The organism is Streptomyces sp. NPDC007162 (assembly GCF_040634175.1).
GTDB lineage: Bacteria > Actinomycetota > Actinomycetes > Streptomycetales > Streptomycetaceae > Streptomyces.
This window is the reverse complement of sequence record NZ_JBEYFC010000168.1, coordinates 1-16,459: the sequence shown is the minus strand read 5'-3', so window position 1 is coordinate 16,459 and position 16,459 is coordinate 1. Positions and strand designations below refer to the sequence as shown.

Sequence of the window (16,459 nt, the reverse complement as noted above, 5' to 3'; positions counted from 1 at the left end):
GGACGATGCGCGACTTCACCGCGGTCCGCCCCGGCAGTCCGGTACGGGCAGCCACGGGGTACTACGCGATCTTTCTGGACCAGAACCCCAGGCTGACACCGGGATGCCGCCCCGGCCACTCGCACCGGGGGCTCCCCGTCACAGGATCTCCGCGCATGTGAAGGTCCGGTGCGGGCCGGACTGTCCCGGACATGCCCAACAGTGTGCGGATTCCGCCCCTTCGGCATGTCCGGCATAAGTAGGGTGATGCGCATGAAGGCACTTTTGTTGTCTGGTGGCTCAGGTACCCGTTTGCGTCCCCTCACCCATACGTCGGCGAAGCAACTCGTACCCGTCGCGAACAAGCCGGTGCTGTTCTACGGTCTGGAGGCGATCGCCGAGGCCGGTGTCACCGAGGTCGGGATCGTCGTCGGGGACACCGCCGAGGAGATCCGGGAGGCGGTCGGCGACGGCTCCGCCTTCGGCCTCGACGTCACCTACATCCCGCAGGCGGCCCCGCTCGGGCTCGCCCACGCGGTGCTGATCGCCCGGGAGTTCCTCGGCGACGAGGACTTCGTGATGTACCTCGGGGACAACTTCGTCGTCGGCGGCATCACGGATCTGGTCGACGCCTTCCGGACCGAACAGCCGGACGCCCAGATCCTGTTGACGAAGGTGCCGAACCCGACCGCGTTCGGCGTCGCCGAACTGGACGCGGCGGGGCGGGTGGTGGGGCTGGAGGAGAAGCCGGCCCGGCCCAGGAGCGAACTGGCCCTGGTGGGGGTGTACCTCTTCGGCCCCGCGATCCACGAGGCCGTCCGTGCGATCGAGCCGTCCCGGCGCGGCGAGCTGGAGATCACGGACGCCGTCCAGCGGCTGATCGACACCGGGCGCGACGTGCGCTCCACGACGGTCTCCGGCTATTGGAAGGACACCGGGAACGTCACCGACATGCTGGAGGTCAACCGCTCGGTGCTGGAGACCTTGGAACGCCGGATCGACGGCGCCGTGGACGCCGGCAGCGAGATCATCGGCCGGGTGCGGATCGAGGCCGGCGCCAAGGTCACCGGCAGTCGGATCGTCGGGCCGGTGGTCGTCGGACCCGAGACCGTGATCGCCGACTCGTACGTCGGCCCCTTCACCTCCATAGCCGGCGGCTGCCGGATCGAGGACAGCGAGATCGAGTACTCGATCATGCTGCGCGACTCCTCGATGAGCGGTGTGCGGCGGGTGCAGGCCTCCCTCATCGGCCGCAACGTCGAGGTCACACCCGCCGACCGCAGGCCCGCCGCCCACCGGTTCGTCCTCGGCGACCACAGCAGGGTGCGGATCTCGTCATGACGGCCCGCGTCCTGGTGCCCGGCGCCGCCGGTTTCACCGGCTCCCACTGCGCCCGTACGCGGCTCGGTCCGGCCCGACCGGGCGACGTGACGGCCGGCGAACTCCTCGCCGGACACGACCGGATCGCCCACTTCGCCGCCGGGTGCCACGCGGACCGCTCGATCCGGGGCGCCGGTGACTTCGTACGGACCGACGTCCCGGGCACCCAGACCCTGCGCCACGATCCGCGACGAGCTGGGCCACGTGCCCCGTACGGACTTCGCCGGCAGTCTCCCCGACACGCTGAGAAGAAAGGTTCAACCAGGTGAACTTCAAGGTCCAGCCCACCGCCCAGGTCGACGACAGGGCCACGGTCGGCGACGGAACGACGGTCTGGGATCTGGCCCAGATCCGGGAGGACGCGAGGCTGGGCAGCGGCTGCATCGTGGGCCGGGGCGCCTACGTCGGCCCGGGCGTGCGGATCGGCGACAACGTGAAGTTGCAGAACCACGCGCTGGTCTACGAACCCGCGGTGCTCGGCGACGGGGTGTTCGTGGGCCCGGCCGCGGTCCTCACCAACGACTACTTCCCGCGTTCGGTGGATCCGCAGGGCAGGCTCAAGCGGGGAGGCGACTGGGAGGCCGTGGCCGTGGTGGTGGCCGAGGGGGCGTCACTGGGGGCCCGTTCGGTGTGCGTGGCGCCGGTGCGGGTGGGCCGCTGGGCGCTGGTGGCGGCGGGGGCGGTGGTGACCCGGGACGTGCCGGACTTCGCTCTGGTGGCCGGGGTTCCGGCGCGCCGGATCGGCTGGGTGGGCCGGGTCGGCGTACGACTGGTCGAGCGGGACGGGGAGCCGGGCGTCTGGGAGTGTCCCGAGACGGGCGCGCTGCACGACGAGAAGGACGGCGAGCTCGCCGAACGCGCATGACAGCTGTTTTCAGCTGTTTCCCGCAAAACGCAATTCCTCGAACATCTAGTGGCATAACATGTGCGCGAACTGTGCAGACCAAGCACAATGAGCGCACAAACCATAAGTGCCCAGGGGGGGTTACTGAGTGGTGGGGACCGCTACGCCTCCAGCCGGGAGCGACGACCGTCCTGACGGCTGACCACTGACGTCTGCCTTCTTCGTCCCGCCCGGCCGACTGTGCCGAGGCGTACTCAAGCATGCACATAAAGGACCCACAGGGGGGTTGGTGTGCCCAGATCATGACCACGACACGCCTGGCAGCGCTCGAACTCGCGGACCCGCCGCTGTTCGCGCTCGCCCAACGGCTGCTCACCGTTGCCGAGTCGGGGCTGCCGTCGATGCTGCTGCCGGGCGGTGAGGCCTTCGCCTTCACCATGGCCGGCCACCAGGACCCCGGCGGCCGCTGGACGCTGGAGCGGCGCGGGATCAGCACCCGGTACGCGGCGATCACCGTGCTCGGTGCCCAGTACCTGCCCGAGGACCGCCAGCGCGCGGTGCTCGGCGGCCGTACCGCCCAGGAGTTCGCCGGGCTGCTGGTCGAGTCGCTGCCCGCGGTGACCAACCTGGGCGACTCCGCGCTCATCGCCTGGGCCGCCGCGGAGACCGGACACCCCAAGCTGTCCGACGCCCTGGCCCGGGTCGAGGCGCTGGACGACACGGACCGTCCGCAGTACACCGTCGAGGCTGCCTGGGTGCTGTCCGCCCTCGCGGCGGCGCGTGACACGGTCGATGTGGAGAGACGTTTCAGCGCAGCTCGCGACCGGCTGATACGGGCCCGGATCGGCGACAGTCCGCTGTTCCCGCACGCCACCGGACCCGGCCTGCTGCCCTGGTACCGGGCCCATGTCTGCTGCTTCGCCGACCAGACGTACCCGTTGCAGGCGCTGGCCCGTGCGCACGCCAGTGGCGACGGGGACGGCGATCCGCAGGCGCTGGCCGCGGCGGACGCGTGCGCGGCGCGCATCTGTGAGCTGCAGGGCGAGGGCGGGCAGTGGTGGTGGCACTACGACGCGCGCACCGGCGGTGTCGTGGAGGGCTATCCGGTCTACAGCGTCCACCAGCACGCGATGGCGCCGACGGCCCTGTTCGACCTGGCCGACGCGGGCGGTTCCGACTTCGGCGCGGCGGTCCGCAGGGGCCTGCGCTGGATGACGGACGTTCCCGAACTGGCCGGCTCCGGGCCCCGGGAACCGATGATCCTCGACGAACTCGGCGCCACCTGGCGCAAGGTCTACCGGGGGGACCCGAAGAAGGCCGTACGGGCCGCCCGGGGCCTGTCCACCCGCATCGCCCCGGGCCTTCGGCTGAAGTCGTTGGACCGGGTGTACCGCCCGGTCGCGGTGGACCGTGAATGCCGGCCGTACGAATTCGGCTGGATGCTCCACGCCTGGCAGGGGGGCCGGATATGAGCGAGCGAAGAACGCTGTTCGGGGTCGAGCTCGACCCGCTGACGATGGACGAGACCGTGGCGCGCTGCCTGGCGGCGGTCCGGGACGGCGGACAGCTGGAGATCGGCGTGGTCAACGCCGCGAAGCTGGTCAACATGCGGCGGGACGAACGGCTCGCCAGGGCCGTGGCCGGCTGCGACCTGGTGCTGGCCGACGGACAGGCCGTGGTCTGGGCCGGCCGGGTGCTGCGCGCCCCGCTGCCGGAGCGGGTGGCCGGGATCGACCTGTTCCTGCGGCTGCTGGCGGAGGCGGAGGCCTCGGGCATCCCGGTGTACTTCCTCGGCGCGCGGCAGGAGGTGCTGGAGCGGATGCTGCTCCAGGTGGCCGACCGCTTCCCCGGCCTGAAGGTGGCCGGCAGCCGCAACGGCTACTTCGACGACTCCGAGCAGGAGGAGATCGCGGACGGGATCGCGCGCAGCGGTGGGCAGTTGCTGTTCCTCGGCATGACCTCGCCGAAGAAGGAGATCTTCACCGCCGCGTACGGAACCCGTACCGGCGCCCGCGTGGTGCACGGCGTGGGCGGCTCCTTCGACATCCTGGCCGGGGTCACCAAGCGGGCTCCGCGGTCCTGGCAGCGGCTGGGCATGGAGTGGCTCTACCGCGCGCTCCAGGAACCGCGCCGGCTGGGCCGCCGCTACCTCACCACCAATGTGGCCTTCCTCCTCATGACGGCGCGCGAGCTGTTCCGCCCCGCCCCGCCGGCCGCTCCCGCGAACAGGAGTCACTGATGCGTGTCGTCGTGGTCGGACAGGGCTACGTCGGCCTCCCGCTGGCCGTCCGGGCCGCCGAGGTCGGCCACGAGGTGATCGGCTACGACGTCGACACCCGGCGGATCAAGAGTCTCGCCGCCGGTGAGTCCTTCGTCGAGGACGTCTCCTCCGAGCGGATCCGGGCGGCCCTGGACGAAGGCACCTACCGCCCGAGCGACGCGGCCCGGGACTGCGGCGGTTTCGACATCGCCGTGGTGACCGTGCCGACCCCGCTGCACGAGGGCACTCCCGACCTGCGCTACATCAGGGAGTCGGCGGTCACCCTCGCCCGCTATCTGCGCCCCGGGGCCACCGTCGTCCTGGAGTCGACCACCTACCCCGGCACCACCCAGGAGCTGTTCGCCCCGATCCTGGAGGAGGGGTCGGGCCTGACCGCGGGCTCCGACTTCCACCTCGGGTACAGCCCTGAGCGGATCGACCCGGGCAACACGGTGTGGGGCTTCAAGGAGACCCCGAAAGTGGTCTCTGGCGTCAACGAGGCGTCCCTGAAGGCAGTTCAGGGCTTCTACGCCCAACTCGTCGACACCACCGTGCCGGTGGGCTCGCCCAAGGAGGCGGAGCTCGCCAAGCTCCTGGAGAACACGTTCCGGCACGTCAACATCGCGCTGGTCAACGAGATCGCGATGTTCGCGCACCACCTGGACATCGACGTCTGGCAGGCCATCGACGCCGCCTCGACCAAGCCCTTCGGCTTCATGAAGTTCACGCCCGGCCCGGGTGTCGGGGGGCACTGTCTGCCGATCGACCCCTCGTACCTGTCCTGGCGGGTGCAGCGCGAACTCGGGCAGAGCTTCCGGTTCGTGGAGCTGGCCAACGACATCAACAGCCACATGCCCGAGTACGTGACACGGCGCATCAGCGAGCTGTTCAACGACAGGCGCCGCTCGGTGAACGGCTCGCGCATCCTGCTGCTGGGCCTCGCGTACAAGAAGAACACCGGCGACGCCCGCGAGTCGCCCGCCCTGCGCATCTCCCAGCTGCTGCTCGACATGGGCGCGCAGGTCAGGGCGGCCGACCCGCACGTCGTGGAGAGCCTGCCGGTGGACAGCCGGCTGGTGCGGGTCGAACCGACCCAGCGGGAGCTGGCCGACGCCGACGTGGTCGTGCTGCTCACCGACCACGACACCTTCGACTACGAACTCGTCGCCGAACACGCCCCCTTCGTCCTGGACTGCCGCCGCCGGCTGCCGTCCGGCCCCACCATCGAGGTGCTCTGAACCATGCGAGTCGTCTGTGTGGCCGGGGCCCGCCCCAACTACATGAAGATCAAACCGGTGATGGACGCCCTGGAGGCCCGGGGCGCCGAGGTGCTCCTCGTCCACACCGGCCAGCACTACGACCCGGCGATGAACGACGTGTTCTTCGCCGACCTCGGCATCCGGCCGCCCGACCGCTTCCTCGGCGTCGGCTCCGGCAGCCACGCCGAGCAGACGGGCCGCGTGATGACCGCGTTCGAGCCGCTGCTGGCCGAGGTGGCCCCGGACGTCGTCGTGGTGGTCGGCGACATCAACTCCACGTTGGCCTGTGCCCTGGTCACCGCCAAGGCCGGGCCGCTGCTGGCCCATGTCGAGGCGGGGCTGCGCAGCCGCGACTGGAGCATGCCGGAGGAGGTCAACCGGGTCGCCACCGACCGGGTCAGCGACTACCTGCTGGCCCCCTCCCCCGACGCCGTCGACAACCTGCGCGCCGAGGGCTACCGGGAGGACCAGATCCACCTGGTCGGCAACGTCATGATCGACACGCTCCTCGCCAACCTGGAGCGGGCCCGCGCCTCGGACGTCCTGGACCGGTACGGGCTGGCCGAGGGCGGGTTCGGCCTGGTCACCCTGCACCGGCCGGCCAACGTGGACGACCCGGAGGTCCTCACGGGGCTGCTGAAGGCCCTGGGGGAGATCGCCGGCCGCCTGCCGCTCGTGCTGCCCGTGCACCCGCGGGCGGCCGGCCAGCTGGCCGAGATCGACGTGCCCGGGGGTGTGCGGCTCGTACCGCCCGCCGGTTACCTGGACTTCATCGCGCTGCAGGACGCCGCCCGGGTCGTCCTCACCGACTCGGGCGGGGTGCAGGAGGAGACCACCGCGCTGGGCGTGCCGTGCGTGACGCTGCGGGACAACACCGAGCGGCCGGTCACCGTCGACCAGGGCACCAACGTGCTGGCCGGCCGGGATCCCGCGCGGATCACGGCCACCGTGCACGCGGTGCTGGACGCGCCGCCCGCGCCGCGCCGGCCCGACCTGTGGGACGGCCGCGCGAGCGACCGTATCGCCGAGGTGCTGCTGACCGGCGGCACCGCCGGCTCCCGCCCGAGACCGACCGATCAACCTCGGCCCAAGGATCGAACGTTCCCCATATGATCCGCTTGCAACATATGCTCGTCGAACGTCTGGTCGCGAGGGGGAACCGTCATGGATCTCGCTGAGATCTTCCGGGTGCTGCGCAGGCGCTGGTACGTCCTGCTGCCGGGACTGCTGCTGACCGCCGGCCTGGTCTTCGGGGTGACCGTGCTGGTCCCGGTGACGTACCAGTCGCAGAGCACCGTGGTGCTGCTGAACTCCCAGAAGGCGACGCTGGCCTACGACGGCAATCCCTTCCTCAGCACCCAGACCTCGCTCACCGGCATGGCCGACAGCCTGGCCCGCAACCTCAACTCCGACGACTCGCTGCGGGACCTCAAGGCCCGCGGCGCCAAGGGCACCTTCGCGGCCAAGCTCGCCGACAACGCGCAGGGGCCGCTGCTGTGGCTCACCGTCACCGGCACCGACAAGGCCTCCGTGCTGTCCTCGGACAGGATCCTGACCGCGTACGCCAAGGAGCGTCTCGACCAGTTCCAGAAGCAGCAGTCGGTCGCCCCCAAGGCCATGATCCGGATGACGACGATCGTGCCGCCGCAGAACCCGGCGGCGCAGACCAAGACGCGGCTGGAGTACATGGTCATGGCCGGGGCCCTGGGGCTGGTCCTCACCCTGGCCGCCTCCTTCTACGCGGAGGCGCGCAAGCGGCCGCACAGGCCGTCGCCGGAGGCCGCACCCACCGGACCCGCCGGACCCGCCGGACCCGACGAGAAGCCGGCCGCCGTCACCGCGCCGGCCGGGACGTCGCTCGTCGAGGAGACGCTCGCCATCCGGCAGCCGCCCAGTTGGTCGCAGTCCGCCGCCACCGCTCCGGCCACCGCAGAGCCCGACCCGCCGCGGCCCGCCATGGCCGTGGCGTCCGCCGCCGAGCCACTCGACGAGGAGTCGACTCATGGACATCGCCCGCGCACCGGACAGCGGGACCGGTGAGACGAGCGACGCGCCCGCTCCCCCCGGCCCGGTGACACCCGACGCGACGGTCACCGCCCCCTCCCTCGGCCGCAAGGTCCGCTCGGCGGCGCGGTGGAGCCTGGTCAACACCGTCGTGATGCGGCTGGGCAACTTCGCGACCGGCATCCTGCTGGCCCGCTTCGCCCTCGGCCCGGCGGAATGGGGCGTGTACGGCATCGCCCAGACCGTGCTGCTGGTCCTGCTGTCCGCGAACGAACTGGGGGTGGGCCTGGCCATCGTGCGCTGGGAGGGGGACGCCCGGCGGTTCGCGCCGACCGTGCTGACCCTGAGCACCCTCTCCAGCGGGCTGCTGTACGTGGCGCTGTTCGCGACGGCGCCGGCGGTGGCGGGCCTGCTGGGCTCGCCGCACGCCGCGGGCGTCCTGCGCGTGATGTGCCTGTGCGTGCTGATCGACGGGGTGGCCCAGGTCCCCGCCGGCTTCCTCACCCGGGAGTTCGCCCAGGGCAAGCGGATGATCATCGACGCGCTCAACTTTGTGGTCAGCACCGCGGTGACGCTGCTGCTGGCCTTCGCGGGCTGGGGCGCGATGAGCTTCGCCTGGGGCGCGGTGGCCGGAAACGTCGTCACGCTGATCGGCTGCGCGCTGGCGGCCCCCGGCACCCTGAGGTTCGGCTGGGACGCGGGACAGGCCCGTGCGCTGCTGCGGTTCGGGCTGCCCCTGGCGGGGGCGAGCATGCTGGCCCTGGCCGTGGTCAACGTCGACACGATGGTGGTGGGCGCGACCCTCGGCAACGTCTCGCTCGGATTCTACGTGCTCGCCTTCAACATCTCCGGCTGGCCCGTGCGCATCATCTCCGAGGCCGCCCGCCGGGTCTCCTTCGCCGGGTTCTCCCGCCTGGCCGGCTCGCCGCAGGCGCTCGCCAGGGGCTTCAGCCGTGCCCTGGGCGTGCTGATCACCGGCACCGTCCCGCTGTGCGTGCTGCTGGCCGGCCTGGCGGAGCCGGTGATCCGGCTGGTCTACGGCGGCCGGTGGGTCCCCGCGGCGGCCGCGCTGCCCTGGCTGATGGCGCTCGGCCTGATCCGTATCGGCGGCGAACTGGCCTACGACTGCCTGGTCGCGATCGGCCAACGCCGTTCGCTCTTCCTGGTGCAGGGCCTGTGGCTGGCGGCCCTGGTCCCGGTGCTCCTGGTGGCCGCGCACCTGAACGGCATCGTCGGGGTCTCCCAGGGTCATGTCCTGGTCGCGGGCGGCCTGGTGGTGCCCGTGTTCCTGGTCGCCCTGCACCGCGGCGGCATCGGCCTCGGCCGGATCGCACGGGCCTGTGCCTGGCCGTTCCTGGGCGGCGCCGTGATGACCGTGATCGTCCTCGGTCTGCGGGCTCCGCTCGGCGACGGGCGGCTCGCGCTCCTCATCATCACCACCGTCGCGCTGGTCGGCTACACGGTGTGCGTGCTGCCCAGCCGTGACTTCCTGCGCGGGGTGGAACACCCCCGGGCGGCCGTCCGCGTCGGCTCCTCAGCCCAGGGCACGAGGTGAGACCGTGTCACGACGTACCGGCCGCGACAGGTTCGCGGGACTGCTGCTCGCGGGAGTGCTCGCGGTCCTCGCGACCGCCTGCTCGGGATCGGCCGGGTCCGCCCCGCCGGACTGCCCGGACTCCGCGCTGACCTGCCCGGCGAGCGGACCGACAGGGACGCCGGGAACCCCCGGAACCCCGGGAACGCCGGGGACAGCGGGCACCGCCTCGCCGACCGCGGCCCCCGGGACGTCCCCCGGCCCCACCGCGACGGCCGGTGCCGACGGCGCGTCCGGGAAACCGACGTCGCAGGCCGCCTGCGCCTCCCCCGCCGCCTGCGGGTTCCCCGGCGCCCGCACCACCGGACCGCGCATCCCGCTCACCCCCCACAACACCGGCAACCTGTCCGTCCGCGAGAACGGCACGGTCATCCGGGGCTGGGACATCACCGGCTCCCTCGACATCTACGCCGACGACGTCACCGTCATCGACACGAGGATCACCTCCGCCAACTGGTGGGGCGTCAACCTGCGCCCCGGCCACAAGGGGCTGCGGATCCTGCACACCACCATCACCGCCGTCCCCGGCAAGGGACCGGACAACGGCGGCGTGGACTACGCGGTGTCGAACATGGGGACCAGCTCCATCGAGGTCGGCTGGTGCGACGTCTCGGTGTTCGGCGACGCCCTGTCCATGGGCCAGGGCGACATCCACGACAACTACGTCCACGACATCGCGCCGTTCGTGAACCAGAGCGGCGAATGGCAGCACACCAACGCGGTGATCAGCGGCGGCGGCAACACCGGGAACCTGGTCATCCGCCACAACACCCTGCTCAACCCGACCGGTCTGCAGCAGGGGGCCTCGGGCAGCATCGGCCTGTTCGCCGACACCGGGGTCGTCCGCAACGTCACCGTCGACCACAACTGGATCGCCGGCGGCGCCTACGCCCTCTACGGCGGTGCCACCGGCGCCACCGGGATCAAGGTCACGGACAACGTGTTCTCCACCCAGTACCACCCCGCGTCCGGCGGCTACGGCACGGTCGCCCACTGGAACGCGGACGGCGCCGGTAACGAGTGGCGCGGCAACCGGCTGTCCGACGGCCGCCCGGTGCAGCCGGAACCGTCCTCGTGACCGCCACCGCGGCGCGCCGCGTCGCCCGGGCGCCCTGGACGCTGCTGAAGACGCTGTTCGGCTGGCTGGTGCTGTTCGAGGCCAGGAACAAGGTGCTGCTCGCCCCGAGCGCGGTGCGGCTGCGCCGGACGGAGGACGCCGAGACCCGGCGGCTGGCCGCCGCGCTGCCCGCACCGCCCTCGGCGCTGGTCGCCACGGTGATCGCCACCCACCGGCGGCCCGAGGCACTACGGGCCGCGGTCCGCTCGGCCCTGGACCAGACCGTCCGCGATCACGTCGTCGTGGTGGTCGACGACGGCGCCGGGCTGCCCGAACTGCCGGACGATCCCCGCCTGTTCGCCGTCTCGCTGGCCCGCAACACCGGGGTTGCGGGCGTGGTGCGCAACGTGGGCATCCGCCTCACCCGCTCCCGGTACGTGGCGTTCCTCGACGACGACAACCTGTGGGAACCCGACCACCTGGAGCGGGCGTTGGCGGTCCTTCAGGCCCCCGGCGGGCCCGACGGCGTGTACACGGCGCTGCGCCGCGTGCTGCCCGACGGCGGCGAGCACGACGTCCTCTCGGTCCCGTACGACCGGCGCCGGGCCGCCCGCGAAGCGTTCCTGGACACCAATGCCTTCGTCGCCCGCCGCACCCGCGCCCTGCACTTCAGCCGGCTGCGCCGGACCCCCGAGGTGCTGCCCCGGGAGGACTGGGAGTTGATCCGCCGGTACGCGCGCAGGCACCGGGTGCGTCACGTGCCGCACCCCACCGTCCGGTACCTGATGAACCCGGCCAGCTTCTACACCCAATGGCGACAGCCCAGTTGAGGCCCGCTCCGCCGTCCGCTCCGATACCAGGTGGTTGATCCCGTGGCACCGTCCCGCGCCCTCAGAAACAAGTTCGTCGACGCCCCCGGCTCACTGGGCGAGAAACTCCGCACCGCCCGCTGGGAACGCTTCCGGCGCTGCTTCCCCGGCATCGAGAACATGAGCGTGGTGGACCTGGGCGGCACGGCCGAGATGTGGCTGCGCGCCCCCGTGCGCGCGAAGCACGTCCACCTGATCAACCTGGAGGCCCACCCCGCCGGACTGCCCGACTGGATCACCGCCGAGAACGCCGACGTCACCGACCCGGAGACCGCCGCCGCACTGAGCGCCGACGGCGGCTACGACCTGGTCTTCTCCAACTCGACCATCGAGCACGTCGGCGGCCACAGCCAGCGGCGGAGGTTCGTCGCCGCCGTGGAACGACTGGCCCCGCTGCACTGGATCCAGACGCCGTACCGCTACTTCCCGGTCGAGCCGCACTTCGTGGCCCCCGGCTTCCAGTTCCTGCCGCTGGCCGCGCGGGCACGTCTGGTACGGCGCTGGCCGCTGGTGCACAGCCGCCCCGACAGCCCCGAGTCCGCGATGGACGCCGTCGTCAACATCGAGCTGCTGACCCGCGCCGAGATGCGCTACCTGTTCCCCCGCTCGGAGCTGCTGAGCGAGCGGGTGCTCGGGGTGCCGAAGTCGCTGATCGCGGTGCGGACGCGGCCGGCGCGCTGACGGCCCGCCGGATCACGGTCCCGGCACCCGGCGCAGCGCTCCCGGGCGGACCAGCTCGGCCGCGGCCGCCCTGCTGGCCGGGCGGCCCAGGGCGGCGCGTGAGGTCTCGCGGAGCAGCACGGCGGTACGGAACGCGGCTGTCGCCAGCGGGCCGTGCCGACGCCGGTACAGCCGGACCCGGTTGAGGGTGAGCAGGGTCCACAGCCGGGGCGAGACGCGGGAGTCGCCGCCCAGGTGGACGGCGTCGGCGGTCGGCTCCAGGCGGGTGGCGTACCCCAGGTCGCGGGCCCGCAGGCAGAACTCGGTCTCCTCCGAGTAGAGGAAGAAGGACTCGTCCCACGGCCCGCAGGCGGCCAGGCACTCGGCGGAGACGGCCATCAGCGCGCCGGTCGCCCAGTCCGCGCGGGTCGGACTCCGGTAGGCGCCGGGGGCGGTGACCAGCTCACTCAGGGCCGGGAAGCGCCCCGCCCTGGTGTTGCCGATCACCGCCTCACCGAGCGCCCGCAGCACGGTCGGCTCCCGGCGCAGTGAGCGGTGCGGGGTGTCCGAGCCCTCCTCGTACAGCAGGGGTACGGCGATTCCGACCCCGTCCTTGAGGCTGTCGACGAGGCGTGCTGCGCAGCCCGGCCGCATCCGGGTGTCGGGGTTGCAGACCAGCACGGCGTCGTGGTCCCCTGCGGCCCGCAGCGCCGCGTTGACCCCGGCCGCGTACCCGGCGTTGCGGCCGGTCTCGACGACGGCGGCGTCCGGGGCCAGCGTCCGCAGCACCTCGACGGTGTCGTCCGCGGAGTCGTTGTCGGCGACGACCAGCCGCCAGTCGAGGCCGGCCATGCCGTGCGGCAGCGCGGCGAGGAACCCGGGCAGCACCTGGGCACTGTTCCAGGTGACGACGACGACGGCGACGGTGCTCATCGGGACTCCACGAGTCGGGGAAGGCCGGCTTCGGGTACTGCGGGTGCCGCACGGGGCGCGGGGACGGCGGCGGCCGCCTCGCGCCGGATGAAGCCGAGGTAGCTGCCGCCGGCGCCCAGGGTCAGGAAGAACATCCCGGCGTACATGGGGAAGCTCAGCGCGTCGAAGGTGGCGCTGATGACCAGGGCGACCAGGGCCGAGGCGAGGAACGCCTGGCCGAGCTCCCGGTCCGACTCGGTGCGGGCGAGCCTGCGGATAGCGCCGCCCTGGTGGATCCCGGTGACGAACAGGACGAGCAGCGCGACCAGTCCGAGGGCGCCCATTTCGGCCAGGGTCAGCATGTACTGGTTGTCCGTGAAGAAGTACAGGTCGGGGGTGAAGGTGCCGAATCCGCGCCCGAACCAGGGGTGTTCCTTCAGGTAGGGGACGATCGCGCTGTACTTCACGGTGCGTGCCTGGGTACTGCTGTCGGAGTTGGACAGGAAGCTGGCGAACAGGCCGGTGATGGTTCCGATCAGGCCCGGGATGATCACCTTGAAACCGGCCACCGAGCCCAGGATCAGACCGATCGCGGACCAGCGGCGCTGCGGCTTCCAGCGCGGGACCATCACCAGGATCACGATGAAGACGCCGATGATGGAGGTGCGGGACACCGTCAGCGGCAGCGCGCCCGCCATGATCGCCACCGGGCCCCACCGGCGCAGCGCGCCCGCGTGCCGGCGCACCGGGTCGAAGGCCTGGTGGACGGCGAAGGGGACCAGGATGGCGAGCATGCCGCCGAACTCCAGCGGATGGGACGTGGTGGAGCGCGGCCGGGTGAACGAGCCGCGGTCCATGGTGCTGATCCCGGCCGTGCTGGAGTGCAGGCCCGGGATGTGGACGGAGTCCGCGATGTTGGTGGCCGCGAAGAAGTCGTAGTAGCCGATCAGGGCCACCACCGTGCCCAGCACGACGATCCGGCGCATCAGGGTGTCCAGGCGGCTGCGCTCCTGGATGCCGGCCGAGGAGAGCACCACCAGCGCCGTCCACACCCCGAGTCCGATGAGGCCCCGGTCGGCGCCCAGCACTTCCTCGTGCGAGCTCTCGCGGGTCGCGTCCGCGAGGTACGACAGCAGGACCGCCGCCGCGAGCACGCACATGGCCACGCGCGGGAGCCTGGTGTCCCTGGCCGGCAGGATGCGGCCGCCGAGCCAGGTGGCGAGGTACCAGAGGAGTCCCAGCAGGGCGAACACGTTGGCCGGGGTGCCGACCCCGCCGAGCGCGGGCAGGGTGAGGTTCGAGGGGACGAAGAAGGCCAGCACCAGGTAGCCGCTGAGGATCGTCGTGGCGTCCAGCCTGCGCACCAGCAGTCCCCTGGGCCGCTCGGGCGGGCTCGCGCGGTGGCGCCGGGGCACGTATCCGGCCAGGGCGCGTCCCCGGCGGCGTACCACCGCGACGCCCTCGGCCAGGATGGACAGCAGGAACGCGCCGACCGTCCCGGCGATGAGGACCGCCGCGATGTTCTGGTAGCGGCTCTTCGACTGCGAGACCGGGGTCTGCGGCAGCACGACCGGCGCGGTCTGCACCGCGTACCCCTTCGGCACCCTGGAGGCGGCCTGGAGGGCTTTCAGCTGCTCCCCGGTGAAATCGGTGAGGGTGGTGGTCTCGCGGAGCACCTTCGCCCGGTCGGTCCCGGTGACGCCCAGGGTGAGCAGCGGGCTGTCGGACTGCGCGGCGAAGCCGACCGTGTACGGGTCCGTGACGCCGCGCGAGCGCAGTTCCTTCGCGGAGTCGCCGGACTGGAGCGTCCTGATCAGCACGTCGGCCGTGACGACCAGCGAACCGCCCGCGTTCGAGATCGGGTTGCCGAAGGTGGGCGCCATGTCGGCGATCGCCGTGGAGTCGAGCAGCGTGACGGAGCTCTGCGACTGGTAGGACACCGGGATGGTGCGGTACAGGTATCCGCCGGCGAGCAGGCTGAGCAGGGTGAGGGGCACCATGAAGTACCAGCGCCTGCGCATGATCGCCAAGAGGTCGGCGAGGCTCATGAGATCTCCCTTTTGGTGGCGGTTCGCCCCGGCGCCTGCGAGGATCGGTGACGACGGAAGGAATCCCCGTGTCGCCTCGTGACGTCGCCGAAGCGCTGCTCCGCCGGTGGTACGTGCTGCTGTTCGCGCTCGTGCTGACGGCGGCCGGTGCCTACCAGGTGCTGCATCCCGCACCGCGGTACCTGAGTTCGGCGGTGATCGTGCTCAAACCACCCGTGACCGGCAACCAGCCCAACCAGCTGACGAATCTCCAACCGCCGCTCGCCACCCTGTCGTACGGCGTGATCCAGCAGCTGGAGTCGCCCGCCGGACGCAGGGAGCTGGCCGCCGCCGGGGTGCACGGGACGTACCAGCTGATCCCGCGCAACAGCGGCACCAGCGCGACACCGCGCTACCTGATCCCCTCGGTCCAGGTGCAGGCGCAGCGCTCCGCCGCCGTCGACGCCGACACCGCGGTGAGCCGGGTCATCGACGTGTACACCCGGCACGTGACGGATCTTCAGGCCGCCGAGGGCGTCGCCCCCCAGGCGCGGATCAGCGCCTCGGTCCTGGTCGCCGCGAGCGCGGCGCCGGTGCAGGGCACCAGGACCCGGGCCCTGGCCGGCACGGCTCTGCTGGGCGGCGTCGGCGGGATCGTGGTGGCGCTCTGGTGGGACCGGTACGCGCGGCGCCGCAGGGCCGGGGCGGGCGGTCTCGCGGAACCGGTCCGCCCCGCCGGCGGGCTCCCCGTCGCGGGCTGAACGGAGCTGACGGCCCATCAGATGCCGCGGCGCTTCCAGGACTCCCACCACAGCGCCTCCCGGCCGCGCTCGGCCACGGCCGACCACACCAGTGGCTGCAGGTACGGCATCGCCTTCGGCCCGATCCGTCTGCGCAGCCTCAGCGCGCGGTACTCGGGCAGCGTCCGGTACCCCGGCAGGCACTCCTCGGCGAACGCCACGCACTCCTCGACGGGTACGACGTCGGTACGGCCCCGGTCGTAGGCCCGGTAGGCACGGCGCAGGGCGTAGCGGGCGAGACGGGTGTGGACCTGCTCGGCCAGGCGGTCGGCGTGCGGCAGCCGGTGGCCGCACTTGGTGAGCACCGAGTCGAAGGCGACCAGGCGCTGGCGCAGGTCGTCGAGCTGGCCGCCGAAGTCGACGGTGGACATGTTCTTGCCGTGCACGCGGTAGAAGGCCTGGTCGGCGCCGCGTATGTAACCGACGTCGGCGTGGGCGGCGAGCCGCATCCACATCTCGATGTCACCGGCGTGCGGCAGGGCGGGGTCGTAGCCGCCGACCGTGCGCTGGAGGTCGGTGCGGACGACGACCTCCGGGGAGGTGATGCAGCCGGTGCCCTCGCGGAAGCGGCGCTCCAGCCACCACTGGCCGGGGTAGACGACCGAACCGGTGCTGTGCGTACGGGCCTTGGGCAGGGGCCCGCCGTGCTGGAAGCGCAGCGGACGCCCATAGGCGAACCCCGCCTCCGGGTGGGCGTCCAGGAGCGCGGCGGCGCGGACCAGCGCGCCCGGCACCAGCCGGTCGTCGGCGGACAGGAGGGCGACGTAGTCTCCGTCGGCCCACTCCATCAGGCCCTCGTTGTAGGTACGGCCGG

The 16,459-nt window shown here is 72.1% G+C and carries 16 protein-coding genes; 13 read left to right on the top strand and 3 right to left on the bottom strand.

Annotated features, from left to right (window positions below; genetic code table 11):
- The first annotated feature begins 252 nt into the window (after positions 1 to 252).
- The 12 genes from ABZ646_RS21105 to ABZ646_RS21050 all read left to right on the top strand — a co-directional run bounded on the left by ABZ646_RS21105 (position 253) and on the right by ABZ646_RS21050 (position 11,927).
- Entirely contained in the window at positions 253 to 1,320 is a 1,068-nt protein-coding gene (locus ABZ646_RS21105; RefSeq protein ID WP_360520877.1) for a glucose-1-phosphate thymidylyltransferase, read from the top strand.
- Positions 1,317 to 1,628: a hypothetical protein gene (locus tag ABZ646_RS21100; RefSeq protein ID WP_360520874.1), complete on the top strand. Its 312-nt coding sequence runs from the start codon at positions 1,317 to 1,319 to the stop codon at positions 1,626 to 1,628. The genes ABZ646_RS21105 and ABZ646_RS21100 overlap by 4 nt, the downstream gene beginning before the upstream one ends.
- Entirely contained in the window at positions 1,625 to 2,224 is a 600-nt protein-coding gene (locus ABZ646_RS21095) for an acyltransferase (RefSeq protein ID WP_360520871.1), read from the top strand. The genes ABZ646_RS21100 and ABZ646_RS21095 overlap by 4 nt, the downstream gene beginning before the upstream one ends.
- 281 nt (positions 2,225 to 2,505) lie before the next feature.
- Positions 2,506 to 3,675 carry a hypothetical protein gene (locus ABZ646_RS21090; RefSeq protein WP_360520868.1) on the top strand — a complete coding sequence of 390 codons (1,170 nt, stop codon included), beginning with the start codon at positions 2,506 to 2,508 and terminating at the stop codon, positions 3,673 to 3,675.
- The gene (locus ABZ646_RS21085) at positions 3,672 to 4,442 is read left to right on the top strand and encodes a WecB/TagA/CpsF family glycosyltransferase (RefSeq protein ID WP_360520865.1); all 771 of its coding nucleotides are present in this window, start codon (positions 3,672 to 3,674) and stop codon (positions 4,440 to 4,442) included. Before ABZ646_RS21090 ends, ABZ646_RS21085 begins: the two co-directional genes overlap by 4 nt.
- Positions 4,442 to 5,701, top strand: a complete 1,260-nt coding sequence (locus ABZ646_RS21080) for a nucleotide sugar dehydrogenase (protein ID WP_360520862.1) — start codon at positions 4,442 to 4,444, stop codon at positions 5,699 to 5,701. Before ABZ646_RS21085 ends, ABZ646_RS21080 begins: the two co-directional genes overlap by 1 nt.
- Positions 5,702 to 5,704: 3 nt before the next feature.
- Complete coding sequence (gene wecB, locus ABZ646_RS21075) at positions 5,705 to 6,835, top strand: UDP-N-acetylglucosamine 2-epimerase (non-hydrolyzing) (RefSeq protein WP_360520859.1); 1,131 nt, start codon at positions 5,705 to 5,707, stop codon at positions 6,833 to 6,835.
- Between the two features lie 51 nt (positions 6,836 to 6,886).
- Complete coding sequence (locus tag ABZ646_RS21070; RefSeq protein ID WP_360520856.1) at positions 6,887 to 7,762, top strand: Wzz/FepE/Etk N-terminal domain-containing protein; 876 nt, start codon at positions 6,887 to 6,889, stop codon at positions 7,760 to 7,762.
- Complete coding sequence (locus tag ABZ646_RS21065) at positions 7,725 to 9,281, top strand: lipopolysaccharide biosynthesis protein (protein WP_360520853.1); 1,557 nt, start codon at positions 7,725 to 7,727, stop codon at positions 9,279 to 9,281. The genes ABZ646_RS21070 and ABZ646_RS21065 overlap by 38 nt, the downstream gene beginning before the upstream one ends.
- Positions 9,282 to 9,285: 4 nt before the next feature.
- Positions 9,286 to 10,398: a hypothetical protein gene (locus tag ABZ646_RS21060; RefSeq protein WP_360520850.1), complete on the top strand. Its 1,113-nt coding sequence runs from the start codon at positions 9,286 to 9,288 to the stop codon at positions 10,396 to 10,398.
- A complete protein-coding gene (locus ABZ646_RS21055) occupies positions 10,395 to 11,207 on the top strand; it encodes a glycosyltransferase (RefSeq protein WP_360520847.1) in 813 nt (270 codons plus the stop codon). The genes ABZ646_RS21060 and ABZ646_RS21055 overlap by 4 nt, the downstream gene beginning before the upstream one ends.
- Positions 11,208 to 11,249: 42 nt before the next feature.
- Positions 11,250 to 11,927 (top strand): class I SAM-dependent methyltransferase, encoded by a 678-nt coding sequence (locus ABZ646_RS21050; RefSeq protein ID WP_360520844.1) that lies wholly within the window; start codon positions 11,250 to 11,252, stop codon positions 11,925 to 11,927.
- A gap of 12 nt (positions 11,928 to 11,939) precedes the next feature.
- On the opposite strand, the gene ABZ646_RS21045 is transcribed toward ABZ646_RS21050, so the two are convergent.
- Entirely contained in the window at positions 11,940 to 12,839 is a 900-nt protein-coding gene (locus tag ABZ646_RS21045) for a glycosyltransferase family 2 protein (protein WP_360520842.1), read from the bottom strand.
- Positions 12,836 to 14,866, bottom strand: a complete 2,031-nt coding sequence (locus ABZ646_RS21040; RefSeq protein ID WP_360520839.1) for an O-antigen ligase family protein — start codon at positions 14,864 to 14,866, stop codon at positions 12,836 to 12,838. The genes ABZ646_RS21045 and ABZ646_RS21040 overlap by 4 nt, the downstream gene beginning before the upstream one ends.
- Positions 14,867 to 14,934: 68 nt before the next feature.
- On the opposite strand from ABZ646_RS21040, the gene ABZ646_RS21035 reads away from it, so the two are divergent.
- Positions 14,935 to 15,606, top strand: a complete 672-nt coding sequence (locus tag ABZ646_RS21035) for a hypothetical protein (RefSeq protein ID WP_360520836.1) — start codon at positions 14,935 to 14,937, stop codon at positions 15,604 to 15,606.
- Between the two features lie 17 nt (positions 15,607 to 15,623).
- On the opposite strand, the gene ABZ646_RS21030 is transcribed toward ABZ646_RS21035, so the two are convergent.
- Positions 15,624 to 16,459: glycosyltransferase (locus tag ABZ646_RS21030; RefSeq protein ID WP_360520833.1), on the bottom strand; the 836-nt coding region annotated here is incomplete at its 5' end.

What these genes read in the sequence shown, in the direction of transcription:
- ABZ646_RS21105 (WP_360520877.1), top strand. Translation starts at nt 253, where the DNA reads ATGAAGGCACTTTTGTTGTCTGGTGGCTCAGGTACCCGTTTGCGTCCC.
- ABZ646_RS21100 (WP_360520874.1), top strand. Translation starts at nt 1,317, where the DNA reads ATGACGGCCCGCGTCCTGGTGCCCGGCGCCGCCGGTTTCACCGGCTCC.
- ABZ646_RS21090 (WP_360520868.1), top strand. Translation starts at nt 2,506, where the DNA reads ATGACCACGACACGCCTGGCAGCGCTCGAACTCGCGGACCCGCCGCTG.
- ABZ646_RS21085 (WP_360520865.1), top strand. Translation starts at nt 3,672, where the DNA reads ATGAGCGAGCGAAGAACGCTGTTCGGGGTCGAGCTCGACCCGCTGACG.
- ABZ646_RS21080 (WP_360520862.1), top strand. Translation starts at nt 4,442, where the DNA reads ATGCGTGTCGTCGTGGTCGGACAGGGCTACGTCGGCCTCCCGCTGGCC.
- wecB (WP_360520859.1), top strand. Translation starts at nt 5,705, where the DNA reads ATGCGAGTCGTCTGTGTGGCCGGGGCCCGCCCCAACTACATGAAGATC.
- ABZ646_RS21070 (WP_360520856.1), top strand. Translation starts at nt 6,887, where the DNA reads ATGGATCTCGCTGAGATCTTCCGGGTGCTGCGCAGGCGCTGGTACGTC.
- ABZ646_RS21065 (WP_360520853.1), top strand. Translation starts at nt 7,725, where the DNA reads ATGGACATCGCCCGCGCACCGGACAGCGGGACCGGTGAGACGAGCGAC.
- ABZ646_RS21045 (WP_360520842.1), bottom strand. Translation starts at nt 12,839, where the DNA reads ATGAGCACCGTCGCCGTCGTCGTCGTCACCTGGAACAGTGCCCAGGTG.
- ABZ646_RS21040 (WP_360520839.1), bottom strand. Translation starts at nt 14,866, where the DNA reads ATGAGCCTCGCCGACCTCTTGGCGATCATGCGCAGGCGCTGGTACTTC.